Annotated in this window: 24 protein-coding genes; 15 read left to right on the top strand and 9 right to left on the bottom strand. The window is 57.2% G+C overall.

Translation table 11 applies throughout. From position 1 onward, the window contains the following. Nucleotides 1-38: 38 nt before the first annotated feature. Nucleotides 39-1658, bottom strand: coding sequence for a PA14 domain-containing protein (locus ACYVGU_RS14870; protein WP_460622706.1), 1620 nt, complete (start codon nt 1656-1658; stop codon nt 39-41). Between the two features lie 257 nt (nt 1659-1915). On the opposite strand from ACYVGU_RS14870, the gene ACYVGU_RS14865 reads away from it, so the two are divergent. From ACYVGU_RS14865 to ACYVGU_RS14855, 3 genes are all read left to right on the top strand, one after another. Then, a complete protein-coding gene (locus ACYVGU_RS14865; protein ID WP_460622705.1) occupies nt 1916-2422 on the top strand; it encodes a methylated-DNA--[protein]-cysteine S-methyltransferase in 507 nt (168 codons plus the stop codon). 221 nt (nt 2423-2643) lie between these two features. Further along, nucleotides 2644-3369, top strand: coding sequence for a tetratricopeptide repeat protein (locus ACYVGU_RS14860; RefSeq protein WP_460622704.1), 726 nt, complete (start codon nt 2644-2646; stop codon nt 3367-3369). A gap of 76 nt (nt 3370-3445) precedes the next feature. After that, nucleotides 3446-4201 carry a hypothetical protein gene (locus ACYVGU_RS14855; RefSeq protein ID WP_460622703.1) on the top strand — a complete coding sequence of 252 codons (756 nt, stop codon included), beginning with the start codon at nt 3446-3448 and terminating at the stop codon, nt 4199-4201. Between the two features lie 122 nt (nt 4202-4323). Here ACYVGU_RS14855 and ACYVGU_RS14850 read toward each other — a convergent pair whose 3' ends face one another. Continuing rightward, nucleotides 4324-6801, bottom strand: coding sequence for a M4 family metallopeptidase (locus ACYVGU_RS14850; RefSeq protein WP_460622702.1), 2478 nt, complete (start codon nt 6799-6801; stop codon nt 4324-4326). 288 nt (nt 6802-7089) lie between these two features. Between ACYVGU_RS14850 and ACYVGU_RS14845 the strand changes: the two genes are divergently transcribed. Then, on the top strand, nt 7090-7872 hold the full coding sequence (locus tag ACYVGU_RS14845; protein ID WP_460622701.1) for an SDR family oxidoreductase: 783 nt from the start codon (nt 7090-7092) through the stop codon (nt 7870-7872). A gap of 186 nt (nt 7873-8058) precedes the next feature. Here the strand turns inward: ACYVGU_RS14845 and ACYVGU_RS14840 are convergent, their stop codons facing one another. Then, nucleotides 8059-8943: an ATP-grasp domain-containing protein gene (locus ACYVGU_RS14840; RefSeq protein ID WP_460622700.1), complete on the bottom strand. Its 885-nt coding sequence runs from the start codon at nt 8941-8943 to the stop codon at nt 8059-8061. A gap of 165 nt (nt 8944-9108) precedes the next feature. Further along, a complete protein-coding gene (locus ACYVGU_RS14835; protein ID WP_460613407.1) occupies nt 9109-10419 on the bottom strand; it encodes a zinc-binding metallopeptidase family protein in 1311 nt (436 codons plus the stop codon). Between the two features lie 192 nt (nt 10420-10611). Here ACYVGU_RS14835 and ACYVGU_RS14830 point away from each other — a divergent pair, with 192 nt between their 5' ends. Beyond that, complete coding sequence (locus ACYVGU_RS14830) at nt 10612-11250, top strand: phosphatase PAP2-related protein (RefSeq protein WP_460622699.1); 639 nt, start codon at nt 10612-10614, stop codon at nt 11248-11250. Nucleotides 11251-11395: 145 nt separating this feature from the next. On the opposite strand, the gene ACYVGU_RS14825 is transcribed toward ACYVGU_RS14830, so the two are convergent. Then, nucleotides 11396-12178, bottom strand: a complete 783-nt coding sequence (locus ACYVGU_RS14825; RefSeq protein WP_460613405.1) for an SDR family NAD(P)-dependent oxidoreductase — start codon at nt 12176-12178, stop codon at nt 11396-11398. Nucleotides 12179-12285: 107 nt separating this feature from the next. Then, complete coding sequence (locus tag ACYVGU_RS14820) at nt 12286-13101, bottom strand: phytanoyl-CoA dioxygenase family protein (RefSeq protein WP_460613404.1); 816 nt, start codon at nt 13099-13101, stop codon at nt 12286-12288. A 224-nt stretch (nt 13102-13325) separates the two neighbouring features. On the opposite strand from ACYVGU_RS14820, the gene ACYVGU_RS14815 reads away from it, so the two are divergent. The 4 genes from ACYVGU_RS14815 (at nt 13326) to ACYVGU_RS14800 (ending at nt 17109) form a co-directional block, all read left to right on the top strand. After that, nucleotides 13326-14096, top strand: coding sequence for a WG repeat-containing protein (locus tag ACYVGU_RS14815; RefSeq protein WP_460613403.1), 771 nt, complete (start codon nt 13326-13328; stop codon nt 14094-14096). A gap of 76 nt (nt 14097-14172) precedes the next feature. Next, nucleotides 14173-14940 (top strand): energy transducer TonB, encoded by a 768-nt coding sequence (locus ACYVGU_RS14810; protein WP_460622698.1) that lies wholly within the window; start codon nt 14173-14175, stop codon nt 14938-14940. Between the two features lie 124 nt (nt 14941-15064). Next, nucleotides 15065-15466, top strand: coding sequence for an energy transducer TonB (locus ACYVGU_RS14805; RefSeq protein ID WP_460622697.1), 402 nt, complete (start codon nt 15065-15067; stop codon nt 15464-15466). An 86-nt stretch (nt 15467-15552) separates the two neighbouring features. Then, nucleotides 15553-17109 carry a hydroxymethylglutaryl-CoA reductase gene (locus ACYVGU_RS14800; RefSeq protein ID WP_460622696.1) on the top strand — a complete coding sequence of 519 codons (1557 nt, stop codon included), beginning with the start codon at nt 15553-15555 and terminating at the stop codon, nt 17107-17109. 81 nt (nt 17110-17190) lie between these two features. On the opposite strand, the gene ACYVGU_RS14795 is transcribed toward ACYVGU_RS14800, so the two are convergent. Continuing rightward, nucleotides 17191-17721, bottom strand: coding sequence for a hypothetical protein (locus tag ACYVGU_RS14795; protein ID WP_460613398.1), 531 nt, complete (start codon nt 17719-17721; stop codon nt 17191-17193). Nucleotides 17722-17949: 228 nt separating this feature from the next. Next, a complete protein-coding gene (locus tag ACYVGU_RS14790) occupies nt 17950-19158 on the bottom strand; it encodes a homogentisate 1,2-dioxygenase (RefSeq protein WP_460613397.1) in 1209 nt (402 codons plus the stop codon). A 192-nt stretch (nt 19159-19350) separates the two neighbouring features. On the opposite strand from ACYVGU_RS14790, the gene ACYVGU_RS14785 reads away from it, so the two are divergent. Continuing rightward, nucleotides 19351-20373, top strand: a complete 1023-nt coding sequence (locus ACYVGU_RS14785; protein WP_460613395.1) for a transglutaminase-like domain-containing protein — start codon at nt 19351-19353, stop codon at nt 20371-20373. A 68-nt stretch (nt 20374-20441) separates the two neighbouring features. Here the strand turns inward: ACYVGU_RS14785 and ACYVGU_RS14780 are convergent, their stop codons facing one another. Next, nucleotides 20442-22124, bottom strand: coding sequence for a S41 family peptidase (locus ACYVGU_RS14780; protein WP_460622695.1), 1683 nt, complete (start codon nt 22122-22124; stop codon nt 20442-20444). Between the two features lie 423 nt (nt 22125-22547). Here ACYVGU_RS14780 and ruvX point away from each other — a divergent pair, with 423 nt between their 5' ends. From ruvX to ACYVGU_RS14755, 5 genes are all read left to right on the top strand, one after another. Beyond that, complete coding sequence (gene ruvX, locus ACYVGU_RS14775) at nt 22548-22958, top strand: RuvX/YqgF family protein (RefSeq protein ID WP_460613393.1); 411 nt, start codon at nt 22548-22550, stop codon at nt 22956-22958. After that, complete coding sequence (def, locus tag ACYVGU_RS14770; protein ID WP_460613392.1) at nt 22955-23554, top strand: peptide deformylase; 600 nt, start codon at nt 22955-22957, stop codon at nt 23552-23554. The genes ruvX and def overlap by 4 nt, the downstream gene beginning before the upstream one ends. Nucleotides 23555-23683: 129 nt before the next feature. Further along, nucleotides 23684-24457: a DUF4241 domain-containing protein gene (locus ACYVGU_RS14765; RefSeq protein WP_460622694.1), complete on the top strand. Its 774-nt coding sequence runs from the start codon at nt 23684-23686 to the stop codon at nt 24455-24457. A 33-nt stretch (nt 24458-24490) separates the two neighbouring features. After that, a complete protein-coding gene (locus tag ACYVGU_RS14760) occupies nt 24491-25468 on the top strand; it encodes a zinc dependent phospholipase C family protein (protein ID WP_460622693.1) in 978 nt (325 codons plus the stop codon). Nucleotides 25469-25845: 377 nt separating this feature from the next. After that, nucleotides 25846-26217 carry a DMT family protein gene (locus tag ACYVGU_RS14755; protein WP_460613389.1) on the top strand — a complete coding sequence of 124 codons (372 nt, stop codon included), beginning with the start codon at nt 25846-25848 and terminating at the stop codon, nt 26215-26217. Nucleotides 26218-26287 lie beyond the last annotated feature (70 nt).

The following is a 26287-nucleotide window of genomic DNA, read 5'->3' as shown; positions in this document are numbered from 1 at the left end:
GGCCGGGGCAGTGGTTTGAAAGGGCGCTACGTACTAGGCTACTTGGAAGCCCCAACCTCCGGCACATCGGCCGAGGGGCGCCGGATTGAAATTAGCTGCCGGGTGTTTTCTGCGCCTACCGTCAGGTTCAGGTAGTAGTCACCGGCGGGCAGGTCCGTGAAGTCGAGGGTTTGATTGTGCGGGCCAGCGGCCTGCTTGCGGTAATCGGAAACGCGCACGGCCACACCACGCTGGCTATACAGTACCCAGCCCAGCGGCTGTTCCTGCTTTAGCTCATACGCCATCTGTATCACGCCGTTAGAGGGGTTGGGGTACACGCTCATGTTGTTGGCGCCCACACCCCGCAGATTCGTAAAGGCAGCCATCGGGGCGGCGGCAACCGGCGCCACGGCGGCTAGTTTCCAGTGCTGGTTTTCTTTGCCATTGTAGCGCCACTGCTGGAAACCGCCATCAATGGAATCTTTCTGGGTGAGGGCTTTGCGGCTGTGTTTGGCCGTGAGCTTGTAGTAGCCGTCGCCCACATCTTCAATGCGCCAGAGCTGGTTGTAGCCACTGTAGTACGTCCAGAGGCTAAGGTCGGCGCCGTTGGAGGTAGAGCTGCCCAGTACTTCCAGCACTTTGTTGCTGCCCTGCACCATCAGTCGGTAGTAACCATCAGCCACGCTCTCAATTTTCCATTGCGGCGCGGCAGCATTGCCTGCCATGGCCAATTGCTCAGCGCGGGTAGCAGGCCGGCCCATATCTACTTCCAGCGCCTTGCCGGTGGCGCGGTTAGTAAGCGTAAATATACCGCCTGTCAGGGCAGTGGCAGCCGGAGCTTGCGCGGCGGCCGGGGCGGGTTTGGCTGAAGCAGGTTTGGCCGCTACTGGTGCTGGCGCCTGTGCAGGCACTGAAGCAGTAGCCTCGGCGGGCTTATCCGCTGTTTTTTTGCTGGGCTTAGCCGCCTTAACGGGTTTGGCGGCCGCAACCGGCGCAGGAGCAGGAGTAGCAGGCTTGGCTGGCGACGGCGCGGGGGTTGCGGGTTTGGCGGCTACGGCCGGGGTAGCACCGGCCGGATCAGGAGTAGTAGGCGAACCTACCGGATACAAGCTACCCATCGGGATAACCTGCGGGCCTTGGCCAGGAGCTACCCACATCAGCTGCACGGTGGCGTCGCCATCGGTGTCGCTGTACTCTATTTTGATAGTGGTTTTCTCGCCAGCGGCCAGGTTTACGCTGGCATCGGTGGCACTGGTTTTTTTGCCATCCCAGGTATCCACCACTTTTTTGCCGTTCACCCACACGCGCACTTCATCGGGCGTTACCACCGAGAACCGGTAGCGGCCAGTGCTGGGGCCTGCCAACAGGCCTTCCCAGCGCACCGAGAAGTTATCGGCCGGGATACCGGGAGCCGGAGTGCCTTTGCCCCACCGGAAATCCACGGCGGCATCTACCCGCGAAAGGGCCGGGGCACCAGCCAGGGTGCCGTTGGTAAAGTAAGAGGCCGTAAGTCCGGTGCCGAGGCCTTGGGCGGGAGTACGTACGGCTACCTGTGGCCCATATGCAACACTGCCGATGTTAGCCCCGCCCAACTTGGCAAGGCGAGGTGCTGGCACTAGCTCACCTACGCTGCCCGCTAGCACATTACCGGCCATCCCCAGCCCAACTACAGAACACAAAAGTAAATATCGCACAGCAACGAAAGCTTTAAATCAACGAATCAGGCAAAGCCTACAACACACTAGCGAACAAAGTAACGCAGAACCCGGCTTGCATTTTTCCGGCGCGTTTTGCCTGCACAATATAAGTATTTCCAGCTGACTACTTGTTTACCTCGTGCACTTATTGCCTTGAATTCCTGCTTTTGCGCGTAAGCTCGACAATAATTTACCCACTAGAAGTTGTGTATTTTTGGCTGTTGACTTTCCTCAAAATTATGATTTCTGACGCGGTTGCATACCTGCCTTCTCCCTTAGGACTACTCGCGTTGCATGGCTCCGATGCTGGTCTTAGCTCTGTGCAGTTTGTAGCCGAAGCTAGTGCTCAGCCGGGGCTGGCTGTTACGCCAGCAGCAGCGGTAGCAGGCTGCCTGCGGGAGGCTTATCAGCAGCTAGCGGCATATTTTGGCCGGGAGCTACAGGAGTTTGATCTGGCCGTGGATGTCCGGGTGGGCACTCCGTTTCAGCGGCAGGTGTGGGCTAGTCTGCCGGCGGTGGGGTATGGGCGCACGGCTTCTTATCTGGATATGGCGCGGCAGCTGGGCAACCCCGGTGCCGTACGGGCAGTAGGCGCCGCAAACGGCCAAAATCCGCTGGCCCTTATCTGGCCCTGCCACCGCATCATCGGGGCCAGTGGCAAGCTAACTGGGTATGCCGGCGGACTTTCGCGAAAGCAGTGGCTGCTTGATTTCGAGCGCCCAGCCCTGCAAGGTCGCCTCTTTTAAACTAGAAAGCTGTTACCGGTTTGTGGCAACTACAGGCCTAGTGGCACAACTGACTCCGCCACAAAGCAAGATCTACTAGCCCGAGAGCAAACACAAACTCAACGGTTTGGCAACCTAAAAGGGCTAGTGCGAAAAGCGCTTAGCAGAAAGGAACTGCGGTTGCCGCAGCCGCTGTATCTTTGAGAGTAGCCCTTGTGCACCTACTTTCCTTCTGGCTCCTTATGAAATTCTCTTATTTACTCGCGACGGCCGTAGTGCTTAGCGTATCGGTATCGGCGCAGGCGCAGCGTAAATCCAAAACTCCGGCCGCTGCTTCTACCAACGTATCGGTGGCTGCGCGCCGACTCCAGCCTTTATTTGGTGGCCTTACGCCAGAGCAGGCCACGCAAGCGGTTGGAGCGTCTTTCTTAGCTAGTCTGGAAAGCAGCTTTGCCTCCAAAGCCGAAGCCAGCCGCTTTTTCAGCAACAAAGGCTATGAGTACCTAGCCGAAAACCAAGCCGACACGGCCGCCTACCGATTCAACCTGGCCTGGCTCCTCGACCCCTCAAACGCCGATGCCTACCGCGGCCTGGGCATTGTGGCCGCTAACCGCAACCCTTCCCCCGATCAGGCTATTGAGCTGCTCCAGAAGGGAATGGCGCTGGCGCCCACCAACTCAATGCTACTCAGCGACCTGGGCACCAGCTACCTGCTGCGCTACGAGCAAACCAAAAAGAAAAAGGACCTCACCAGTGGCACAGCACTCCTAGAAAAAGCTACCACCCAGGATGCCGGCAACGTGGCCGCCTGGCAGCAGCTGGGGCAAGCCTATTACCACCAAGAGAAGTACGCTGAGGCCTGGGCTGCCATTCATAAAGCTCAAAACATCAATTTTTCGGCGGTTGACTTTGACCTCGTGTCGAACCTGCTGACGCACCTGCCCGACCCAGAAGGCAAGTTCAAATAAACCATGACCCTAGGGCGTTAGACAACGAGTAACGTCCTGGCCGCGTATGCCGGGACCTCACCTTTTGCTTTTCTGCGTGAAGTTTCGTCCTTTTTTGCCTCTGTTATTCTTCTCTGTTGCGGCAGCACATTCCGTTGCAGCCCAGAATAGTGGCCCTGAGCGTCGGCGCCGGCACTACGATGGGCAGGCGCGCGCGTATTACCGCGGGCCGGTGCGGTTTACGCTGGGGGGCGGCATTGGCCTCTACAGCGGCGACCTAACCAGCAGCCTCGGCGACCAGTTTATTGGCCCTAGCCTGAGTGCGGGCGTTTTGTATCAGGTGCACCCGCATTGGCAGGTAGGCGGCGAAGGCTCCTACATCCGCCTGGGCGCCAAAGACTACCTTACGTCCCGCGGGCTTGCCTTCCAGGGTACCAACTTCGCCGGTATTTCGTATGTGCGGTGGGAGCCGTTTCATGATGCCGGTGCCTACGCCGCCTCTCGCCGCAATGCCTCCCTTGTAAAGCCTTACGTGAAAGCGGGCGTAGGACTCCTGCTGTATAATCCCAAAGCGTTCCGGGGCACTACCCGGCCTTCCGGCAACTCTACCCCCGAGTATCTGGGGGCTGAGCGCAACGACTACCCAGCTTTGGCCGGCATACTTCCGGTTGGTGTGGGCTTTACCGTGAAGCTTACCTCGCAACTGAATGCAGGCCTGGAAGGCTCTTACACCTTCACCACCACCGACCAGCTCGATGATATCAGCCCGGTTTCGGGGCGCTCCAGCTCGGGCAAAAACGACGGCTACGGCCAAGTTGAGCTGAAGCTGGAGTATGCTCCGTGGGCCCGATAAGCGGTCAATCTTCACAAAAAAAGCCTGACTTAAGAGTCAGGCTTTTTTTGTGCGATATAGGCTAAAAAGAAAACCCCGCCAGCTGGCGGGGTTTTCGTAAAAACGGCACCTAGTACCCGTGACTACTCTTTCACGAAACGCTCGTGGAAAAACTTCTGTCCGTCGCTAACGGTTAGCAGGTAGATGCCTTTGGCCAGACCGCTTACGTTGAGCTTACCGTTCTCGAAGCGGGCACCCGTTACGCGCGCACCACGCAGGTCGGTTACCGTAGCCGATATCACTTCTGCCTTGCTGGACAATGCGATGTTGAGTTCATCCGAAGCAGGGTTCGGGAACAGCGTAATGGCTTTCTCGAGGGAGTTGCTCAGGCTAGAACCACCCGTGATAGACGCGACGCCGGCAGCAGCCAACGTGCCACCCGAAATGTTCAGGGTGTAGTCTTCGGTTTCGCCGTAGCTGTAGCTGTTGCAGCTGGTGGTAGCCGAGGCATCACTCATGATAACCCGCAGACGGGTAGCACCCAACTTAGCCGTAGCAGGCACCGTGAAGGTAGCCGATAGCGTGCCAGTGCTGGCCGAAGAGCCCGATACTACTAGCTCGCCGGAGTCGATGAAGTCGCCATCCTGGTTGTAGTCAATGTATACTTTCCAGTACTCAGTGTAAGCGGTAGAAGCAAAGCCCGCCGAGAAGCTGATAGTTTGCGAAGAGCCAGCGGCCACCGAGGTAGACGTAGCGGTGCCGTTGTAGTAGCCAGCATCAGCCGCTGAGGTGCGAGCAATGGTACCCAGCTTCACGTAGTCGATCCACTCGTAGGTTGTGGTGGTGCCTTTGGAAGCGCAGTAGGTAACCGTGGTAGGCGGAGGCGTGGTGCCACCGGCCGCGGCGCCTACTCCTACTGCATACCACGCATTGGTAACGGCCGTTACCTGGGCCGAGCCAGCGCCATACAAATCGGTAGCGGCCGAAATAGCAGCCGTGCGGGCGTTAGCGAAGGTAGAAGAAGCCGTCAGGTACACGCTTTCGGTGCGGTAGGCAATCTTCGAGGCGGCATCAATGCCCACCCCGGCTACCGAATACGCGCTGCCGATGTCATTGGTGCCCGAGCCGCCCTGGCTGAGCAGGTAGAACCAGAAGTTCAATACCCCCGAGTTGGTGTGCACCCCGCCGTAGTCGTTGGCTTGGGTAGGCGAGGTAGTGGTTGGCTTCCAGTAAGTGCCTTTGTAGGTATCAGGCTGGCCGTACTGGTTAGGGTTGCTCATGGAGCGCAGCGCGCCGCCGGCTTTCATTACCTCTTCCCCAATCAGGAAGGTGCTTTTGCCGGTGAGGCCGAAAGTGCTCACGGCGCGCGCCTCCACGCAGGCACCCCAGATATCGGAGAAGCCTTCGTTCATCGCGCCCGACTCGTTCTGGTAGGTCAGGTTGGCGGTTTTTTCGCACACGGCGTGGCCGATTTCGTGGCCGCACACGTCCATAGAGGCCAGCGGCTTGAAGGTAGAAGCACCATCGCCGTAGGTCATTACCGAGCCGTTCCAGTAGGCGTTTTCGTAGCCTACACCGTCACCGGGCGTGTCATCGAAGTGCACGTAGCTCTTGATTTTGGCGCCGGCGTTGTCGTAGGAGTTACGGTTGTGCACCGCTTTCCAGTAATCGTAGGTAGCCTGAGCGCCGAAATGCGCGTCGCCGGCTACGTTATCGAAGTTGGCGTTGTTGTATTCAGCAGCTGTCCAGTTATTGTCGGCATCAATAAAGTCGACGGCGGCGGTGTAGCTGTTGCCTTTGCGGGCGTTGTAGGTTTCAATGCCCAGGCCGCGGGTAACTTCCCGCAGGTTGTAGCCACCGGTAGCCGTGCCATTTGCTAACGAGCGGGTGCCGCTGTACGCCGTAGCGAAGGTGGCCGTAGCCGCTGCGTGCTTAATGATGTTATCCTGGAGTACTACCTCACCCGATTGGGCATCCACGTAAATAAAGGCGCGGCTCAGAGGAGCTTGGGCGTACACGTTAAACTTCCAGGCCAGAGTGGGCTTGCCCAGCGAAGCGGCATCCCGGGTGTAGCCCTTGCGCACAATCACTAGCTCGCCCTGAGGCTTAAACGTGGCGTTTGGGTTGTTCTGTTGCTGCTTCAGCCCAGCTTCTTCGCGGGCATCTTCCCACATGTACTTTTTGGCTCCCACAAACGCAAGTGCGCGCTGCAGCGCGGCGCTGGCATCCAGTGAGGGGGTGGTGTTGATGCCTTTGATCTTCTCAAACTGGCCGCTAATGCTTTCCACGTTGCCTTTTCGGGCGTGCACGGAGTAGGTAGCGTGCTCTACCTTAATGCCTTTAAAGTACTGCTGGTACTTCTCGTGCACAAAGCCGGCGTTATCAATTTCGGTGGTGGCACGTAGCATCTGGTCGTCGGAGGTCAGCTCCAATTGGTCCTTCAGCACCTTGCCCGACTCGCTGAGTTTGTACGCGTTCAGTTCAGAGCGGAACTGCACCAAAAAGGGCGTGCCGTTGTCGTTGAGGTTTTTGCTTTTCACCCGGGAAAAGTCCTGGGCGAAGGCAGTTGAGGCCAGGCCACCTAGCAGCAACAGGGTTGCCGCAGAGTATTTGTTGAGCATAGAGTGCGATTTGGTTGTGAAGAAAAATTGAACAGAACTTGTACACTCACCAACTACGACCGTTGGCAAGTAAAGAGGGCGTAAATTAAATACTTTTTAATAATAAGTTCAATCATTGATGAAATTAATAATGAAAGTTGTTTTTGCTGCAACATTCATAATTTAACAATCCTATTCATATAGCATTTATAATATCTTTCAGTTTACTGATTTTCACCACCCTACCTGGCAGCCCAGCGTAAGTTTCTATTTTGCAGCTCGAAATTTTAAACATTCCTAGAAACGCATATGCAGACATCCACTTTGTCATCTCGCTGGACGCTGGCGGGTCAAATTGCGCTGGTTACTGGAGCCTCCAAAGGAATAGGGGCCGCGGTAGCCGAAGAGCTTTTAGAGCTGGGCGCAACCGTACTAGCGGTGGCTCGCACGGCCCCCGATTTGGAGCAGCAGGTGGCACAGTGGCAACAGCAGGGCTTGCCGGCTCACGCCCTAGCGGCTGATATCAGCACCGAAGCCGGCCGGGCGCACTTGCTCGCGGAGGTTAGCCGGCGCTGGCCTGAGCTGCACATCCTGGTAAATAACGTAGGCACCAACATCCGCAAGCCGTCCGTGGAGTATACTGCAGAGGAGTACCGCTATTTGCTGGCTACCAACCTCGACTCGGCCTGGGAATTAAGCCGGGGCGTGCAGCCGCTGCTTAAAGCGGCGGGGGGCGGCAGCATCGTGAATATTTCTTCGGTGGCGGGCCTGACGCACGTGCGCACCGGCGCCATTTATGGCATGACCAAAGCCGCGCTGGTGCAGCTCACCCGAAACCTAGCCGTGGAATGGGCTAGCCTCGGAATTCGAGTGAACTGTGTGGCACCGTGGTATATCCGGACCCCGCTAGCCGCCGGCGTGCTGAGCAATGAGGCCTACCTGAACGACGTGCTGAGTCGCACGCCCCTGAAGCGCATTGGCGAGCCCGAAGAAGTAGCCGCAGCCGTGGCATTTCTGTGCTTACCTGCAGCCGGGTACATTACTGGCCAAACGCTCAGCGTGGACGGTGGTTTTTCCGTGTACGGCTTCTAATCACGGATTTAGCCGAATTTCACGGACCGACAGTCACTAGGCCCGGAAAGCAGCAAAGCCGTTCAGTGGGGCAGCGCCTAGGGTTATATTGTGCCTGAACCGGTCGTAGTTACGAGAGTTTCAGGCATGATACAACCCTAGTCGCCGCCCCACTGAACGGCCTTGCGGTTTGGTAGATTTCGAGGGCTAGTGTTGTCTGGTGCTCAGCCGCTTGAGGGCGGCTTCATAGCGCGGTAAGGAGCCTTCGGAGGAAGCCAGGTACAGGAAGGGCTCAATCAGCTCCATCTCCATGAGCAGAAACCGGCCACCTTGGTCTAGCCCATCTACGCGGGCGTAGAGGCAGCCGGTGGCGAACTGGCGCACGATGGCGTCGGCGGCTTGGCGGAGGTGGGCGGGTGCCTCCCGGGGTTCAATGCCGCCGCCTAGGTAGTGCTGTACCCGGAAGTCGCCGGATTTGGGGGTTTTGAGCACGCAGTGGCTGAACTCGCCGCCAAAGTAAATCAACGACCACTCGCCTTCCTGCTGGATTTCGGGCTGAAATGGCTGCACTAGAAAGTCTTCGTCGCGCAGCAAATCCTGTAGCAGTGGTTGCCGAATGGCCGACTCCTGGCGGGTAAATACAAACGTATTTTTGGCGCCGCCGCTCACGGCCGGTTTCACTACCAGCGTATCGTTGCCCAACTCATCAAACAGTGCCTCGGCCTCCACGGCTTGCCCGCGCGAAAGCCAGTGCGTGGGCACAATGTGCACGCCGGCCTGCTCCATTTCCAGCAAGTACTTTTTATCGGCGTTCCAGCGCACCGTAGCGGCTGGGTTCAAGAGCTTCACGCCTAGGCTCTCCATGCGCTCAAGCCACTCATAAAACTCAGCTACCCGATCAAAATAATCCCAGGGCGACTTTACTACTACCACATCATAGCGCAGCCAATCTACGGCCGGATTACTCCACACGCGGGGCTCTACGGTGTGACCCTGCTCGCGCAGGTAGCGGGTCAGCAGGCCATCCTCGTCCTCCACGTTAGGGGCCGCGTACTGGGCCAGACTTTCACAGGTAACAAGGGCAATATTCATCAGCGAAACAGAACAAAGGTGGGAGAATTGGCAGCCGGATGCCATGCCGCGCAGCACACGCTACAAGCCGGCACACCGCGCTATCAGACGTATAGCACGGTGTGCGGTTGCGTGTTTAGGCTGAATTGGCCGAAATCTTTCAGGAAACCAGCGCTACCCGGCGGCTTATTTTTTGGCGCCGGCCGAGAGGTAATCGGTAGCGAGGGTTGCTAAGGTTTTCACCCCTAGGGTCAGGCCGCTTTCATCGATGAAAAAGCCAGCAGTGTGGTGCGGGGCCGTTTCGGCCGGGTTCTTTCCTTTGGGCATGCCACCCACGAACACGAACAGGCCCGGTACTTTTTCCTGGTAGTAGGCAAAGTCTTCGGCCCCCGTCACGGCCTTCTGCACGCGCACGTTAGCGGCGCCGGCCGCCCGGTTAAGGCTTGGCACCATCTGCTCGGTCAGGCGTGGGTCGTTGAAGGTGATGGGCGTGTAGTTTACAATCTCGACCTCGGCGCTAGCCCCGGCGCTTTCGGCAATGCCCTTGGCTGTGCGGCGCACGGCGGCCCACACTTTCTGCTGGGTTTCTTTGTTTAGGCAGCGGATAGTGCCTGTCAGCTCCACCTGCTCCGGAATAATATTGTTGCGCACGCCCCCGTGCACCATGCCCACCGTCAGCACGGCGGCATCTTCGGTCAGCTCGGTCTGGCGGCTTACAATGGTTTGCAAGCCTAGGATAATTTGGGCGGCTGTTACAACCGGATCGACGGAAAGCCAAGGGTAGGCGCCGTGCGCCGATTTGCCTTTCACTTTGATGGTAAATACATCCGACGAGGCCATTTCGCCGCCGGGCCGGTATGAGAGCTTGCCTACCTCCGTCTGGGCCTGAATGTGCACCCCGAAAATGGCATCAACCTTTGGCTTCTCGAGGGCGCCTTCCTTCACCATCAGGCGGGCACCGCCTTCCTGGCCAGGCAATGAGCCTTCTTCGGCGGGCTGGAAGATGAATTTCACCGTGCCGGGCAGGTCTTTTTTCATCTGGCTGAGCACTTCGGCCGCGCCTAGCAGCATGGCCACGTGCGTATCATGGCCGCAGGCGTGCATCACGCCAACCTCCTGGCCGTTGTAGGTGGTGCGGGCTTTGGAGGCAAACGGCAGATTGTTGCTTTCCGTGACGGGCAGCCCGTCCATGTCGGCGCGCAAGGCTACCACAGGGCCGGGCTTTCCTCCTTTTAGCACCCCGATTACGCCGGTGCGCGCTACCCCCGTCTGCACCTCCAACCCGAGGCGCTTGAGCTGCTCGGCAATGAGGGCGGCGGTGCGGGTTTCCTGGTTGCCCAGCTCCGGGTTTTGGTGCAGGTCGCGGCGCCAAGCTATTACTTTGGCTTCCTGCTGGGGTGCCAGCTTGGCAATTTGGTCAGAGAGAGCCGTGTTTTGGGCTAGGGCCGGAACGGCCCCGAGCAAAGCGGCCGTGAAAGCAGTGTACAGAAGCTTCATGCGCAGAGGAATGGAAAGCAGGCAGGTAAAAACAGTCGGTTGAAAAGGTACGCCGCAAACTGCTTTTGCCCGAATCTTGCCGAAGAAAAACCTGCTTGCACGGCCGTGCCCAATTTGGCGGTAGGTTTGCAGCCTGGTCACTTGGGTAGCACCGTGGGGCTAGTGCACTTGATCGGACTTGCTTACGCGTACATGATACCTGATTCTGTTTCGTGGCCTGAGGCCTGGCGCTACACTAAGTTCCGGCATCAACTGCTGCTCGTACTCGGGGGGCTATTGCTGCTGGCCACCCTGCTTCCGCGTTTCTTTGCCTGGATTGAGGCCCGCCCTGGCTACCAGCTTCCTGATCCGCTGCTCGCGGCGTTGCCTGCCTACGATGTTTCAGGGTTGGCATTCGGCGTTATCTATCTGGGAATTGGGTTAGGAGTTGCCACGCTACTCCCTCGGCCACAGCACCTGTTGCGCGCCCTGCTGGCTTATTTACTACTGCACGGGTTTCGGTGCCTGATGCTGGCCTTACTACCCTTAGAGCCACCAACAGGCCTCGTGCTGCTGCACGACCCGTTGGTAGACCAGTTTTTTTACGCCGCTCCGGTTCCCATCACCAAAGACCTGTTCTTCTCGGGCCACACGGCTACGCTGTTTCTGCTGGCGCTGGCGGTGCCCCGCGGCTGGCGGCGCTGGGTGCTGGCAGCGGGCACTTTTATCATTGGCGTTCTGGTACTGGTGCAGCATGCGCACTACACCTATGATGTGCTGGCCGCGCCGCTGTTTGCAGGCCTGAGCTTCTGGCTGGCTCGTAAGCTAGTTGGCAACTCATCAGCCGCCTAGGGCCTTATTTTCGACCAACCTCGTACTAGCCTGTAGCTTAAGACCCGAACGCTCATGCTTCGCCAAGCTCAGCATGACCGTTGTTTTGAGTGCTTATTTAATGCTTCCTTAGGTTCACTTGCTCACCCCACCTAGTGCAGCCTGTTTACTTTAAGTGCTTTTCATAGATGCCGGCCGCAATGCGCTCGGTGAGGCCTTTGGGAACCAAGGAGGTCAGGGCGGCCGACACCTTATTGAGAGCGCCCGGAATCACCTCTGCCTCTCCGGCCAGCATAGCGGCAATTCCAAACTGGGCTACCTGCTCGGGTGTCATGGAAACCTTGTTGGCCACGGCTTGCAGCTCCGAGTTCATGCCGGCGCGGTCGGCGAAATCGGTGGTGGTGGCGCCGGGGCTCAGGCACGTTACCGATACGCTGGTGTCGCGGAGCTCGAAACGCAACCCACGGGAAAAGCTCAGCAGGAAAGCCTTACTGGCAGCATACAGCGTGAGCGTAGGCACCGCCTGGTACGCGGCCGTGCTAGCAACATTGAGAATATACGCTGTGGGCTGACGACGCAAAGCTGGTAGCAACGCATGCGTAAGCTCCACGGGCAGGTGCATATTAAGCTGCAGCATATTATGCTGCTGGGCTAGCGGCAGCTCCTCAAAACGCCCCCACAAGCCGTAGCCCGCATTGTTTACGAGTACCGCCAACTCCTGCGTTTGCGCACTAGCCCAGGTAGCCAGCTCAACTGCTGCGCCGGGCATGGCCAGATCCAGCGCTAGCACCTGCGCCTGCCGCCCCAACTGCCGCGCCTCGGCCGCTACCTGCTCTAACTGATCAGCAGAACGGGCCGCCAGTAGCAGGTTGTAGCCGCGGCGGGCCAGCTCCAGCGCCATGGCCCGCCCGATTCCGCGGGAAGCGCCGGTAATAAGGGCAGTTTTCAAAAGCAAAAAGGGTAAAGAGGTGAATGCGTACGCTCCTGAAGAAAGGGGTTTGAGGTTCAAAAGCCCCTAGGCCCTATCGGAGGTCAAACCTATTTCGTCGGTTGTGGCTACTTAACAAGATGCAAAAACCGCAGATAGAACGGTGTAGGGCTGTTTTCGTGCTTAGGCTCGTACTTGCCAGCAATGATGGGCACGTACATCACGCGGCGGCGCGAGGCCTCGCCCACCAGCGGCGACTGCGCCACCCGGTGCCACATGCGGCCATCGTGCACGGTTAAGTCGCCGGGCTCGGTTTCTACGGCTACTTCGTTGGGGTCGGGGCCTACGTCTTTGTAGTACTTCTTGCGGAAGAGGATGTCGCGCAGGTTCTGGCGGTGCGTGCCCGGAATCAGGCGCAGGCCGCCGTTGGTCGCCGGAGTACCATCGAGGTGCACGCCTACGTTCAGCATCGGCCCGATTTTCTTGCCGTAAAACACGTCGCGCAACGAGTCCGTGTGCCAGCCCATCTGCGAAAACTCGGAGCCAGGCACGTTTACGTAGTGGTTGATGACCAGCCCGTCCTTTTCATCTTCGCCAACCCGGCCACCGGGTGCTTCCAAGAGCGGAAACAGCGCCCGAAACCGCGGGTCCTGCAGAAACTCGTGCAGCTCTGCGCTGTGGTGCGAGGCAAAGGCAAAGCGCTGCACAATGGGCGAGCCATCAACATCCTTGCCGTACTTAATAGGCACTCCGTTTACCTTTTGCACCCGTTCAGCCAGCCAGCGCTGTTGCACCTGCTGCGAAGCCTGCAACAAACTTTCTACCGTTTCAGAAGAAATAAACTTCCGAAAGTGCAGAAACCCATACTCCTGAAAGAAAGCTAGTTGCTCGGTAGTCAAGCTCTCTTCTAACGTAAATAGCGGATATCTGAATGTTGATGCCATAAGCGAAGGCGACCCACAAGGCGCCCGTTGAGGAGAAGCAAAGATACAATACCCATCCCGGCACACAGAAACCTCCGGTACAATACTGGTATTATTCTAAAACCATGGGCAAGATTTGCTCCGTTTGGTGAAGAACGAGTGAATCAACCACGCCCCTCTTATTTGGTTTACGCCAACTGCGTACCTTAGCTGAAATAGCCGGTGCTCATCGGGTCTACTTACGCATGAAACGCCCTCTGTTACTGCTACTTTTACTGTTGCTTACTGCCCCCAATTATTTGGAGGCCCAAACGGCAGCTTCCCGCCTCGTACCCTTTCGGCAGGGCAGCAAATGGGGATATGCTGATCAGTCGCGCCGCCTGGTACTACCCCTTCGCTACGACGAAACCGGCCCCTTCGTAGATGAGATTGCCTGGGTGCGCCAGGGCCAGCGCTACGGCTATATTGATGGGGGTGGCAACCCCGTGACCCCCATCCGGTTTACCCGCGCGGCTACTTTCCGCCGGGGCCGGGCAGCCGTGGAGCTCAACGGCGAAACCTTCGAGCTAAGTCCAACCGGCCAGCGCCTTCTGGAGCCCGCACTGCCCGAACCGGAGGAAGAACCCTTGGAACACGGCGACCTGGTCCGCAAGGAGGGCAAGGTGGGGTTTCGGTTTACCGTAGGTACGGCCACGGTGCCCGCCATTTACGACGAAATCCGTGAAAACTACAACGGGCTGCTGTTTGTGCGCCAAGGCACAAAATGGGGAATCATTAATAGTAGCGGCAAGTTGGTGCAGCCTCTGCAGTATGATGCCATTCGCCTGACCGGCAACCTCATGTTTCCGGTAGTGCAGCAGGGCCAGCTGTTTGGCTACCTTGATGAGGAAGGCAATACCCTCACCGACATCCGCTACCCCCAGGCCGAGCCATTTCTGAATGATATAGCCCGCGTACTGGCCCCCGACGGGCAGCCCGGCTACATCAACGCTAACGGCCAGGAGTTCTGGGATTAACTAGGCCTAGCAGATCAGCGGACACGAAGGGCTGAGTAATAGCCGTTTCGTATATTCCTGCTGTTATCTGGCCCCTATGCTACCGCTGCCTATCCTCAATGTGCAACTGAACGCTTGCCACGAAGACTGGCAGCAGATGACACCTGTAGCGAAAGGGCTGTATTGCGCCGCCTGCGAGCGGGTTGTCCTCGATTTCACCTCTTCTTCTCAGGCCGACCTAGCAGCTGCCTTCCAAGCTTCTTCTGATGGCCGCGTGTGCGGGCAGTTCCGGCCGGAACAGCTTGCGCCTAGGCCCCGGCTGCGGCTACACCTTAGCCGGTTTCTGGTGGCGTTGGTGCTGGTATGCGGCCTGGGGCTGACGGGACAAGAGGCCATAGCACAGGTACTGAAACCTTCAATTACGCCTTTCTCTGCACAGAAAGCCGAAAACCCTAAAGAGATACCAGATAAACAGCTACTTAGCCGTCAGAAAGAGTGCGAAGATTCATCAACTTCCCCGCCATTTTTTGGAATGGTCGTAGAACAAATGCCTGTGTATAAGGGCGGCCAGGAAGCATTACTGCGCTTTATAGGTCAAAACATTCAGTGGCCTGATGCAGCCCCAAATACGCTGAATGGACGCATTTTCGTCCAATTTCTAATTACCGAAACGGGGGCCGTGCGCAACGTATGCGTGCTGAAAGGATTACATCCGGCCCTGGATACAGAAGCGGTACGAGTAGTAAAACTGCTCGACGGCAAATTCACTCCAGGCAAGCAGAACAACCGACCCGTATCTGTTACCTACACCGTTCCGATTACGTTTCAAGGATCAGCAGCGCCAGCCTTACCTAGTAAACGCTAGCATGATGAATAAGCTACTCGTTTTCCTAGGAGTTATTTTCCTGTCCTTTGGTAGCCAGCCTGCCGCTGCCCAAGTAGGCGCGGTCCTAAATACCGCTGAACTGCGGTACGTACCCATGAAGGCCATGGCCATTACTCTGCAAAAGGATGGCTTATCAGACACTATTACGCTAGCAGATTACGAGTCAGCTTACAAAAGAGGCACTATTCCAATGCTTTGTGAAGTCATGCCGGCTTATATAAAGCGCAACAAAAAAGATAGCCTTCCTCGCTTCATTCAAGAGAACTTGCATTGGCCTGCCATAGGACTGAGAATGGATATAGGAGGCAAGGTGTTCGTTTCCTTTGTGGTTGGTATAGACGGCAACGTGTACCATACCAAAATCCTAAAATCACTCCATCCGGATTTTGATGCGGAAGCTTTACGGGCAGTCCAGTTACTGTCTGGCCGCTTTTCGCCAGCCGTATGCGGCGGAGTAGCACGGCCGCACGAAATGGTGGTACCAGTTTCTTTCTTCCTGAATTAACGTAACCCATAAAAAGCTGCGGCTTCTCGCTTTTTACCAGAAGTTTCAGACATTACCCGCAATACTAACTAACCCTCTCCCGCCCGATGATCTTCACGCCCAGCCCCATGCTGCTCAAGCTGCTCTATACGCGCGGCAGCCTCCGCAATACGCCCGAAGGCGTGGCCTTTAGCATCAAAAACCGCCTCGACACCGTGCGCATTACGCGCGTTGACTATGTGCAGATTGATGGAGTAAAGATTGGTGTGGAGCAAATTGCGCTGGATCTGGGCGAAGGCGACGTACGGCCCGCTACTGCGTTTAATGCCGATAGCACCGGCTTCACGCTTCCCGTGGGGCAGTCGGCTACGTTCCACCTTGACACGGAGGCACTGAAAGAAGGACTGCATACCGTGCAGGTGCACTTTGCCGCTGACCCGTTTGGGGAGCTCACCGTGGAGGTAGAAGACGCCATTGTAAACCGGCCCGAAAACCGCACCCGTATTCCGCGCTCCGACGAAGACGATTACTCAGAAACCGCCATCCAGGCCCGGCAGCAGTTCGCCGAGGAGTTTTCGGGCGAGGAGTTTAAACACCTGAAGCACTACTCCTTTGACGCCCACATGCTGCAAGGCAACTGTGAGCATTTCACGGGCGTGGCCCAGATTCCGGTGGGGCTAGCCGGCCCCCTGCACGTAAACGGCGAGCACGCTCAGGGCGACTTCCTCATTCCGATGGCGACCACCGAAGGCACCTTGGTGGCCAGCTACAACCGCGGCATTCAGGTGCTTAACCTGTGTGGCGGCGTGAAGTGTACCGTCATCGGCGACGCCATGCAACGCGCCCCGGTGTTTGTGTTTGATGATGCCCGTGGCGCCCGCGACTTTGGCAAGTGGGTGGAAGAGGAAATCGAGAAAATCCGGCCCGAGGCTGAAAGCACCTCGCGCGTGGCCAAGCTCCAGTACATTGATACCTACCTGGCCAATAAGTTCGCGTACCTGCGCTTCAACTTTTCAACCGGCGATGCGGCGGGCCAGAACATGGTAGGCCGCGCTACCTTCGCAGCCTGCTCCTGGATTCTGGAGCATTACAAGGGCGCGCCCATTCGCCACTTTTACCTCGAGTCCAACTTCGCCACCGACAAAAAAGCTTCGCAGATTAACGTGATGCGTACCCGCGGCAAGCGCGTAGTGGCCGAGGCCGTGATAAAGCGCGACGTGCTGCAACAGCGCATGCGCGTAACGCCCGAGCAATTGGCTTATCATGGCCAGGTAAGTAATGTGGGCGCGTTTCTTTCCGGTGCGAACAACAACGGGGCCCACTCCGCCAACGGCATCACGGCCATGTTCATTGCCACCGGCCAGGATGTAGCCAACGTGTCGGAGTCGTCGGCGGGGGTGCTGTACTCCGAAGTGACGCCCGAAGGCGACTTGTACTTGAGCATTACCATTCCCTCCCTGATTGTGGCCACGCACGGCGGCGGCACCGGGTTGGCCACCCAAAACGAATGCCTCCGAATGCTAGGGTGTGTGGGGCGCGGAACCGTGAATAAGTTTGCGGAAATTGTGGCGGGCGTGGTGCTGGCCGGCGAGCTAAGCCTGGGCTCGGCCATTTCTTCGTCTGACTGGGTGAGTAGCCACGAGCAATATGGCCGCAACCGCTAACCTTGAAATCACTAGGCTCTAAAAAAAGCCGAACCCCTGCTGTGGAGTTCGGCTTTTTTGGGGGCCTAGTACTGCCGGAGCCTATAGCGGATCAGCAGTTACTTTAAAGCGGGTATCCGTCCGGATGGTGATGTCGCGGCTGATAGGCTTACGGATTTTAGCTTCCGTAGACAGCGTGTAGCTGTTGGCCTTCACGTACTTATCCAGCTTCTCAGAGGTGGGCGTCAGTTGGAGCGTGTTCACGCCCATGGGCACATTGTCCAACGAGGCCAGCAGAATTTTGTCGCTCTGCTCGGTGCTGATGTAGATGTTAATGCCTTGCAGAAAATCGAAGTTTTCGGCGTTGGGGTCAGTGATGGTGAGCGTAAGCCGGTCGAGCTTCACATCCTTCACCAAGTTAGCGCTGGTGTTCTCGTTCTTGAATTTTTCGTCGGAGCGCGTGGTAACCGGAATGGGGGAAAGCGGCGCGAACTGACCAAAGGGGAAGTTGCTGGCAATTTTCACCGACTGAGAATCTTCGATGTAAAAAGTCAGCAGCTTATCCAGCTTGTCGCAGCTCGACAGTACGGCCAGCACCAGAAGCAGTGGGGCTAAAAACAGGATTTTTTTCATGGAGTTGCAGTTTCGGCGAAGTTACGAAATCCTTTTCTTACTGGTTTCTAGTGCCGAGCTACCTAGTAGAAAAGCAACCGTAGCCGTTGTATCAGCAGCTACAAAGAACATCATGCTGAGCTTGCCCACTTACTTCTGCAGTTCAGTATCCATATAACCTTACGTGAAAGCAGTGCGAGGATGCTGGTTGCCCAACATCCTCGCGTTTTCTCTGTAACTGCACTACCGTTAATCCATCATATCGGCTGCCCGTGGCGCGTCGTGCTTGAAGTCGGGTTGCCAGCTCATGGGGTAGCGGCCATCCACGTAAGGCAGGGCAGCTTCGGTGAGGTAGAGCGGCCGGAAGGTATCTACCATCACGGCTAGCTCATGGGTTTCCTTTTTGCCGATGCTGGCCTCCACTGTACCGGGGTGCGGGCCGTGCGGGATGCCGCTGGGGTGCCAGGTAAACGAAGCCAGATCGACACCGCGCCGAGACATGAAGTTGCCGGCCACATAGTACAGCACCTCGTCGGAGTCGACATTGGAGTGGTTGTAGGGCGCCGGAATGGCCAAGGGGTGATAATCGAACAACCGCGGCACGAAGGAGCAGATCACAAAGTTGTTGCCCTCGAATTGCTGGTGCACGGGTGGCGGCTGGTGAATACGGCCAGTAATGGGCTCAAAATCATGAATGCTGGTAGCGTAAGGGTAGAAATACCCATCCCACCCGACCACATCAAACGGCGAGTGGCCATAGACCAAGGTGTGCAGCAGCCCGTCTTTCTTCACGCGCACGGTGTACTCGCCCGACTCGCGCACGTCGTTTTCTACTAGCTCCGAGGGGCCGCGGAAGTCCCGCTCGCAATACGGGGCATGCTCCAGCAGCTGCCCGAAGTGGTTGCGGTAGCGCCGGCACGTTTCCACGGGGCTAAACGACTCGATAATCAGCAGGCGCACCGGTCCTTCCTCGAAGTGCAGCTGGTGAATGATGGTGCGCGGAATCACTAGGTAGTCGCCGGGCTCAAAGGCTACCTTGCCCAACTGGCTCCACAGCTCGCCGCGGCCTTCGTGCACAAAAATCACCTCATCAGCCAGCGCGTTCTTGTAGTAATAGTCCATGCGCTGCTCCGTGGGGTTGCAGATGCTCATGGTCACGTCGGCGTTGCCGAGCAAGGTTTGGCGGGCCTGCAGGTAGTCGCCGCCGGTGCTGGTTTGGGCCAGGGTGCGCAAATGGGCCGGCTCCAGGGGTCGGTCTTTCAGCAGCTTGGGCGCGTAAGGTTCGGGAGTACCTACCTTCCGGATTTCGGTGGGCGCGTGGCGATGATACAGCAGCGACGAAACGCCGTGGAAGCCCAGTGTGCCCACCAACTGCTCGTGGTAGAGCGAGCCATCGGGCTGCCGGAACTGGGTATGCCGCTTGCGCGGAATCTGACCTAGTCGTTGATAAAAAGGCATACGGGTGGAAATTTCGGGTGGAAGTACGCGGGTAGTAGGCTGTAGCGTGAAGGTACAAAGTTTGGCGTAGGCTACTACCCCTACGGTACGGGCAAACCGCCTGGCTAAGGCTGGCACCTGCTCAGGCCCTAGCCCGCCGGTGTATTCTGACTTTCTGAACCATAACAAACGCCGGGGTTGTTTCTTTGCACTATGATTACCGGCCGGGACTCGGCTGTTGCCCCTGCTGTTGCTATGCTCTCGTTTTTACTACCCTTGCTTTCCGTTCTGACGCTGGAGCGGCCCCTTACCCCGGCCCCTCGCACCCGCACCTTCACCTTCGATTACGCGGCTACTATTCCGGCTCAGCCCGCCGGCACCAAGGTGGTAGACTTATGGCTGCCGGTGCCGCACGACGATAAATCACAGGATATCCGCGACTTGCAGGTAACCTCGCCCGTGCCGTATGCCATTGAAACCGGTGCGTATGGCAACCGTATTCTGCATCTGCGCGCCACGGGCAAGGCTCTGGAAGGCTTTACCGTGGATATGCGCCTGAAAGCGACTCGGCGCGAACATCTGGCCCCCGCTTTTAATGGCCAACGCCCGCCCCGCGAAGCCGCCGACCCTAACCTGAACCGTTGGCTGGCCGCCGACAGCCTCGTGCCGCTTGATCCGCAGATTCGGCTTTGGGCCCTGGAGGTAGCTAGTAAAGCCAACGCCCATACCAACCTGGAGAAAGCCCGCGCCGTGTACGAGCACGTGGTAAGCACCGTGAAGTACGACAAAACCGGCCAAGGCTGGGGCCGCGGCGACATTTACTACGCCTGCGACGCCCGCCGCGGCAACTGCACCGATTTTCATGCTGTGTTCATTGGCTATTGCCGCGCCTTAGGCATTCCGGCTCGCTTCAGCATTGGCTTTCCGCTGCCACCTGAGCGCGGCACCGCCGAAATTAAAGGCTACCACTGCTGGGCCGAGTTCTACACCCCCGAAACCGGTTGGGTACCTGTCGATGCCTCGGAAGCTGCCAAAAACCCCGACCGCCGCAACTACTTCTTTGGGGCCCACGATGAAAACCGCCTGGAGTTCACCCGCGGCCGCGACCTAGTATTGGTACCGCGCCAGAACAACCCGGCCCTCAACTACTTCATTTACCCCTACGCCGAGGCCGATGGCAAGCCGCTTGCTAATATCAAACAGGAGTTTCGGGTGCAGGATGTAGTGAAGAAATAGCAACCCAATTTAAATGCAACAGGCCCGCCGCGCTCTGAGCGCGGCGGGCCTGTTGCATTGTAGGCGCTTTACTTTTCCAGCAACCCTAGCATTACTGTGTTGCTAGGCTCCTGAATAGTGCGAAGTGCCTGCTGCATCTCCGCATCATCCTGGTTCAGCACCTGGTAATACGCCGATTTGCCGTAGGCGCTGCGGGCAATGAGGGCCTTCAGCTGATTGCGGAGTAATGCGGCGCTGCGGCGCATATCGGCGGCATTAGGTGCTACGCCATCTTTGGCTGCCTTGGCTTCCAACTGCTGCAGCTGCGCATCCGTGATGCGGAACGATTGGTTAAACTGCCCGAAGCGCAGGCCTTCCAGTTCGGCTTTGTGCTGCTGGTAGTAATCGAGGGCAAACTCGCGCACCAAGTTCAGGCTTTGCAAACGCGTGTAGTACGCCGAGTACGCACTGGTGTCGCGCGGTACAAAGAGGTCGGGCATGATGCCACCGCCGCCGTACACTGCCCGGCCGTGGGCAGTACGGTAGCGCAAGGAGTCGGCAAAGTGAATGCTGTCGGCGTGGAAGAACTCGCCCCGGCGCTGCCGGTTCTGCAAGTCCTTTTCATATTCGGCCAAGCCGCCGCGGTACGATTTCTGGATGCTGCGGCCCGAAGGCGTGTAGTAGCGTGCAATGGTCAGCCGAAGCTCCGAGCCGTCATTTAGGGCAATGGGTTGCTGCACCAGGCCTTTGCCAAACGTGCGGCGCCCCACCAGAATGGCGCGGTCGTGGTCTTGCAGGGCACCGGCCAGCACTTCCGCAGCAGAGGCACTTCCTTCATCCACAAGCACTACCAAGGAGCCTTCCTCAAACTCGCCCACTACCCGCGAAAACGTCTGGGTATCGTACTGGTCGCCTTTGCCATCGGTGTACACAATCTTCTTAGTGCCCCCAATGAACTCGTCGGCCATTTTGGTGGCGCGGTCGAGGTAACCACCGGGGTTGCCACGCAAGTCAAGCACAAGGCGCGCCAGGCCTTGACGGCGCAAATCACCTAGCGCCGATTTAAACTCATCATATGTGCCGCTCGCGAAACGGCTTACTTTAATGTAGCCCGTCTGGTTATCTACCATATAGGCCACATCGACTGAGGAGTTTGGAATGCGGTTGCGCGTTACCTGCACGCTCAGGGGCTTTGCTTGGCCGCGGCGCATAATTTGGAGCTGCACTTTGCTGCCACGGGGGCCGCGTAGCTGCCCGAACATCTGCTCTGTAGTGGTATTCACGCCGGACACCCGCTGCCCGTCTACGGCCAGAATTCGGTCGCCGGGCTGCAGGCCAGCCTGCTCCGCGGGGCCGCCACTTAACGGAGATACTACTGTTACGGTGTCGCGAAACAGATTAAACTCAACCCCAATACCGTCGTAGTCGCTTTGCAGAAAAGAGGAAGCCTGCTGCTGTTGTTTGGCCGGGATGAACACCGAGTGCGGATCGAGGCGCTCCAGCATGCGGCTGATGGCGTAATCTGAAAGCTCCTCGGCATTCACGGAGTCCACGTAGTCGCGGTCTACGTAGCTGAGGATTTCTTTGAACTTTAGATAGCCACGGGCGGTGAGGTCGGGGTTCTGCCCGGTTGGCCGGAACGGGTTAGCACCAAGTAGGATGCCGCACGCCAACGTTAGGGCCAGTAACAACGGCTGACGTACCTGCCGCCGGGTATTACGCGGGGCAGGCTCCGACGCAGGATGCGACGAGTCGTTCGGCTCGATGTTCATAAAGCGTTGAGAGAGTAATAGTTTAAGCTATAAGCAGCAGTAATCAAGGCAGACAGTTCTTCAAAAATATTGAAACAATTCCAAGAAACCCATCTACTACATAGGGGAATAGGCATTTTCAAATAACAATGCAATTTTTTATTTCTTAAACGATAAAAAGCCCATTTATTCTGGGTTAGCCCCGTGGTAAAAAGCCCTGAAGATGAACTACCTGCAAATATTATTTTATGATTTTGGAAAGATGTGCCTGACTCGTTTAAGCCCCGGTTTTTGCCGATAAACCGCCCTTACCGCCGCACGACCGGATTGCACTGCTGCGCTACCCTAGTGTCACCTTTCCGAGGCGGTATCGTATCTTTGGGATGTGGCGCGGGGTAATGGACTGAACCGTTGCTACTTGGCTTTCTACTTTTTATTTTTGCGATGGGGCGTATACTTGCCATCGACTACGGTCATAAGCGCGTGGGGCTGGCCGTGACGGATCCGCTGCAACTCATTGCTACTCCTCTCGAAACGGTGCACAGCCAGGACTTGCTGGCCTACCTGAAAGCCTACCACCTGCGCGAGCCGCTGGCGGCGCTGGTAATTGGCATGCCCAAGAACCTGAACAACGAAGCCACTGACTCTACCAGTGCCGTAGTGGGCGTAGTGCGCCGGCTGCGCAAGGAGTTTCCGGAGGTGCCGCTGCATGAGGTAGATGAGCGGTTTACTTCCCGGATGGCCCACGCCGCCATGTTGGCGGGTGGCCTCAGCAAAAAAGACCGCCGCGACAAAGCCACCGTCGACCGGGTGTCGGCCACCATCATTTTGCAATCTTTCCTCGAATCCCGATGATTTACCCCATTGTTGCCTTCGGCGACCCAGTACTCAAAACGCTGGCCAAAGACATTCCGGCTGACTTTTCCCCTAGTGAGCTCAAGCAGATTATTGCCGACATGTACGACACCATGTACCACGCGCACGGCGTGGGCCTGGCCGCGCCGCAGGTTGGCAAAAGCATCCGCCTGTTCGTTATCGACTCCGAGCCCATGCTGGATGAGGATGAGGACGGCAACCCCATTGTAGAAGAAGCCACCGCGGCCCCGGTAAAGCGCGCCTTCATTAATCCCCGCATGGTAAGCGAAACCGGCGAGGAATGGGGCTTTGAGGAAGGCTGCCTGAGCATTCCGGGCATCCGCGAGAAAGTGGTGCGGCACTCTACCATTGTGCTGCGCTACGAAGACGAAAACCGCCAGCAGCACGAAGAAACCTTCTCGGGCATGACGGCCCGCGTTATCCAGCATGAGTACGACCACCTGGAAGGCATTCTGTTCACTGACTATGCCTCGGGCCTGAAAAAGCAGTTGCTCAAAGGAAAGCTAGCGCGCATCAGCAAAGGCGACGTAAGCGCTGATTACCGCATGCGCTTTGTGGGCCAGGGCCGGCGGTAAACCCGGTAAGGCAAGTTTTCTAATGACAGGTGGCAAGATTATGTTCCGAACAACGGAGCATTATTTTGCCACCTGTTTGCATAGAGGCCTTAGGAGCTCGTTACCTTACTCTTCTTATCATATTGCGTTGTGTTTATTTCTATTCTAGCCCGGTTTACGGTAGCAGCCGCGCTACTAGGTAGTTGCACCGCTCCTACAACCTATACTTTGCCTGTAGTTACGGGCTATGTGCTTTCACCAGGACGAGCAACGGTCAACCGGCTTCCGTATGAAGTACAGGCCGAGCCAGCCATCTTTGAAACCAGCTTCTTTCCCGGCACCCAAATCAGCCAGGATAGCCTGCAATGTACGCTGCACGGCCGTTTTTTGGGCAACCTGCCTGTGCCATCGGGCCAGATAGTGGCTGCTGATCCTGTTTCGCTGCATCCACAAACCCTGCCGTTTACGAGCCGCTTTCCCCGGGGCCGGTTTCCGGTAGAGTTGGCTGTAGCTCGCTTCAGCGGCGACGAGCGTGTAGCCTTTGCCCGTATTCTGTTCTCAGATGCGCCCGTGGTGAGTTGGGAGCCAGCCTTACTGCCCGGCCAGGAGCCGCTGCCGCTCCGCAGCGAAGAGTATTACGGCTACCCCGTTGATGCAGGCATGGCCTTTTTTATGGATGCGGCCAGCGTTGAGCCCCTAATGCGGTATCTGGCCAACAGGGAGGCCTCTGAAAACTTGATGATTACAAGCTTCCAGCTGGACACAAACTCGTCGAGTACGGGTTTTCTATACGCCATGCCGCCCGATACCGTAGCGACCTTCTCCACAGGCTTTGGGGATGGCTACTATGCCACCTACGTGGGCCTGGATGCCCAGCGCCAACCCTGCCGGCTGCTAACCGATTTTCAGGTTATTTCTTGGTAACGGACTTCTTTTCTGTTCGTTTACTATCTACTTATGCGGCGTTTATTTTTATTCTGCATCACTGGGTTACTTGTCCTCACTTCCACTGTTACGGTGCAGGCGTGGGGCTTTTTCAGTCATCGGCTTATCAATCGGCTGGCGGTGTACACGCTGCCGCGTGAAATGATTGGGTTCTATAAAACGAACATCGACTACCTTACCGACAATGCCACCCGGCCCGACTCGCGCCGCACGGTAGTACCCGGCGAGGCTGCACGCCACTTCCTGGATCTGGACGTGTACGGCGACTCGGCCTTGTACAAGCTACCCCGCTCCTACCCCGATGCCGTAGCGCTGCTAGGGGAAGATTCGCTGTTAAAGCACGGCATTGTGCCCTGGCAGGTGGCGCGCATGAAAGGCCAACTCACGGCGGCCTTCGCGGCCCACGACACCGACCGGATTCTGCACCTTTCCGCCGACCTAGGACATTACGTAGCCGATGCCTGCGTGCCCCTGCATACCACCCACAACTATAACGGCCAGCTAACGGGGCAGCGGGGCATTCATGCGCTGTGGGAAAGCCGCCTGCCCGAACTGCTCAGCTCCGACTACGACTTCTTTACTGGCCCAGCACCCTACCTCGACCGTCCTACGGATGCCATTTGGACCGCCGTGGGCCGTTCGTACGCCGCCCTCGACTCAGTACTAGGCATGGAGCGGGAGGTAAGCCGGAAAACACCAGATGACCGCAAGTACGGCTTCGAGCAGCGCGGCACCCAAACAGTACGCACGTACTCCCGCGACTTTGCCCGCGAATACCACCAGCGCCTCAACCGACAGGTAGAGCGGCAGATGCGGCTGGCCCTCCGGCTAGTGGGCGCGTTCTGGTACACTGCCTGGGTTGATGCCGGCCAGCCCGACCTGGACAAGCTACCTCGCATGCCCTCCGAAAAAGAACAACAACGCCTGGCCCAGGAAGCCAAACAGCAAGCCGAAGCTACCCCAGTTCCACTAGCCGGCCACGAAGAGTAAACCCACAGAATATATAGGTAATAATCCAGCTTTAGCAGGCGCAGGCTATTCGCTTACTGACACATAACACCAGTATGCACTTTAAGACATTCGTAGCAACTACGCCAGACCTTACTTTCAAGATAGAGGAAGATTCTCCTGATATAGGAGTGTATTTGTATGTCTACTCCAATGGCCATTGCACCTTTGATGACTTGCAAGACACTATACAAGACTGCATGGAAATAGCTGAAGAATATTATGGCTTGCCACTTAGTGCCTGGACCGAAGAATATGGCGCAGAAGGCAGCGGCGAAAACTTAACCACCCAAAAAAGGTAGATAGCCTGCCCGTTCCTCATCGGGCCATATCAATAATTCTTGCCCAACCCGCACCTCGTGAAAAGCCTGTACACCATTACGCTGCTCCTGATTTCCAACCTGTTCATGACATTTGCCTGGTACGGGCACCTGCAGTTCAAGAAAATCAGCTGGCTACATGGCCTGGGCTTGGTGGGTGTAATTCTGGTAAGCTGGGGGCTGGCTTTTTTCGAGTATGTATTTCAGGTGCCGGCCAACCGCATTGGGTTCGAGGAGAATGGCGGGCCATTCAGCTTGTTTCAGCTGAAGGTAATTCAGGAGGTCGTCTCGCTCACGGTGTTTACACTGTGCGCGGTGTACGTTTTCAAAACTGATAAGCTGGCCTGGAACCACGTGGTCGGGTTTGCTTTGCTGGTGGCCGCCGTCTACGTTATCTTTAAGAAGTGGTAACGGGCCGACTAGCTGTGTTGCGCGGCCAAACCGACTGTTCGCTGAGCCGTAAGTAGTGCTGAGCTTAAGC

This window comes from Hymenobacter tenuis, assembly GCF_054780495.1.
Note: the sequence above shows the minus strand (reverse complement) of the source record. Positions and strands in the feature narration are given on the sequence as shown.

Bases quoted from the DNA above. Each gene is read 5' to 3' on its own strand.
- ACYVGU_RS14800 (WP_460622696.1), top strand. From the start codon at position 15,553: ATGATCTTCACGCCCAGCCCCATGCTGCTCAAGCTGCTCTATACGCGC.
- ACYVGU_RS14835 (WP_460613407.1), bottom strand. From the start codon at position 10,419: ATGAAGCTTCTGTACACTGCTTTCACGGCCGCTTTGCTCGGGGCCGTT.
- ruvX (WP_460613393.1), top strand. From the start codon at position 22,548: ATGGGGCGTATACTTGCCATCGACTACGGTCATAAGCGCGTGGGGCTG.
- ACYVGU_RS14810 (WP_460622698.1), top strand. From the start codon at position 14,173: ATGCTACCGCTGCCTATCCTCAATGTGCAACTGAACGCTTGCCACGAA.
- ACYVGU_RS14850 (WP_460622702.1), bottom strand. From the start codon at position 6,801: ATGCTCAACAAATACTCTGCGGCAACCCTGTTGCTGCTAGGTGGCCTG.
- def (WP_460613392.1), top strand. From the start codon at position 22,955: ATGATTTACCCCATTGTTGCCTTCGGCGACCCAGTACTCAAAACGCTG.
- ACYVGU_RS14780 (WP_460622695.1), bottom strand. From the start codon at position 22,124: ATGAACATCGAGCCGAACGACTCGTCGCATCCTGCGTCGGAGCCTGCC.
- ACYVGU_RS14820 (WP_460613404.1), bottom strand. From the start codon at position 13,101: ATGGCATCAACATTCAGATATCCGCTATTTACGTTAGAAGAGAGCTTG.
- ACYVGU_RS14795 (WP_460613398.1), bottom strand. From the start codon at position 17,721: ATGAAAAAAATCCTGTTTTTAGCCCCACTGCTTCTGGTGCTGGCCGTA.
- ACYVGU_RS14840 (WP_460622700.1), bottom strand. From the start codon at position 8,943: ATGAATATTGCCCTTGTTACCTGTGAAAGTCTGGCCCAGTACGCGGCC.
- ACYVGU_RS14790 (WP_460613397.1), bottom strand. From the start codon at position 19,158: ATGCCTTTTTATCAACGACTAGGTCAGATTCCGCGCAAGCGGCATACC.
- ACYVGU_RS14815 (WP_460613403.1), top strand. From the start codon at position 13,326: ATGAAACGCCCTCTGTTACTGCTACTTTTACTGTTGCTTACTGCCCCC.
- ACYVGU_RS14830 (WP_460622699.1), top strand. From the start codon at position 10,612: ATGATACCTGATTCTGTTTCGTGGCCTGAGGCCTGGCGCTACACTAAG.
- ACYVGU_RS14805 (WP_460622697.1), top strand. From the start codon at position 15,065: ATGGCCATTACTCTGCAAAAGGATGGCTTATCAGACACTATTACGCTA.
- ACYVGU_RS14860 (WP_460622704.1), top strand. From the start codon at position 2,644: ATGAAATTCTCTTATTTACTCGCGACGGCCGTAGTGCTTAGCGTATCG.
- ACYVGU_RS14785 (WP_460613395.1), top strand. From the start codon at position 19,351: ATGATTACCGGCCGGGACTCGGCTGTTGCCCCTGCTGTTGCTATGCTC.
- ACYVGU_RS14760 (WP_460622693.1), top strand. From the start codon at position 24,491: ATGCGGCGTTTATTTTTATTCTGCATCACTGGGTTACTTGTCCTCACT.
- ACYVGU_RS14865 (WP_460622705.1), top strand. From the start codon at position 1,916: ATGATTTCTGACGCGGTTGCATACCTGCCTTCTCCCTTAGGACTACTC.
- ACYVGU_RS14845 (WP_460622701.1), top strand. From the start codon at position 7,090: ATGCAGACATCCACTTTGTCATCTCGCTGGACGCTGGCGGGTCAAATT.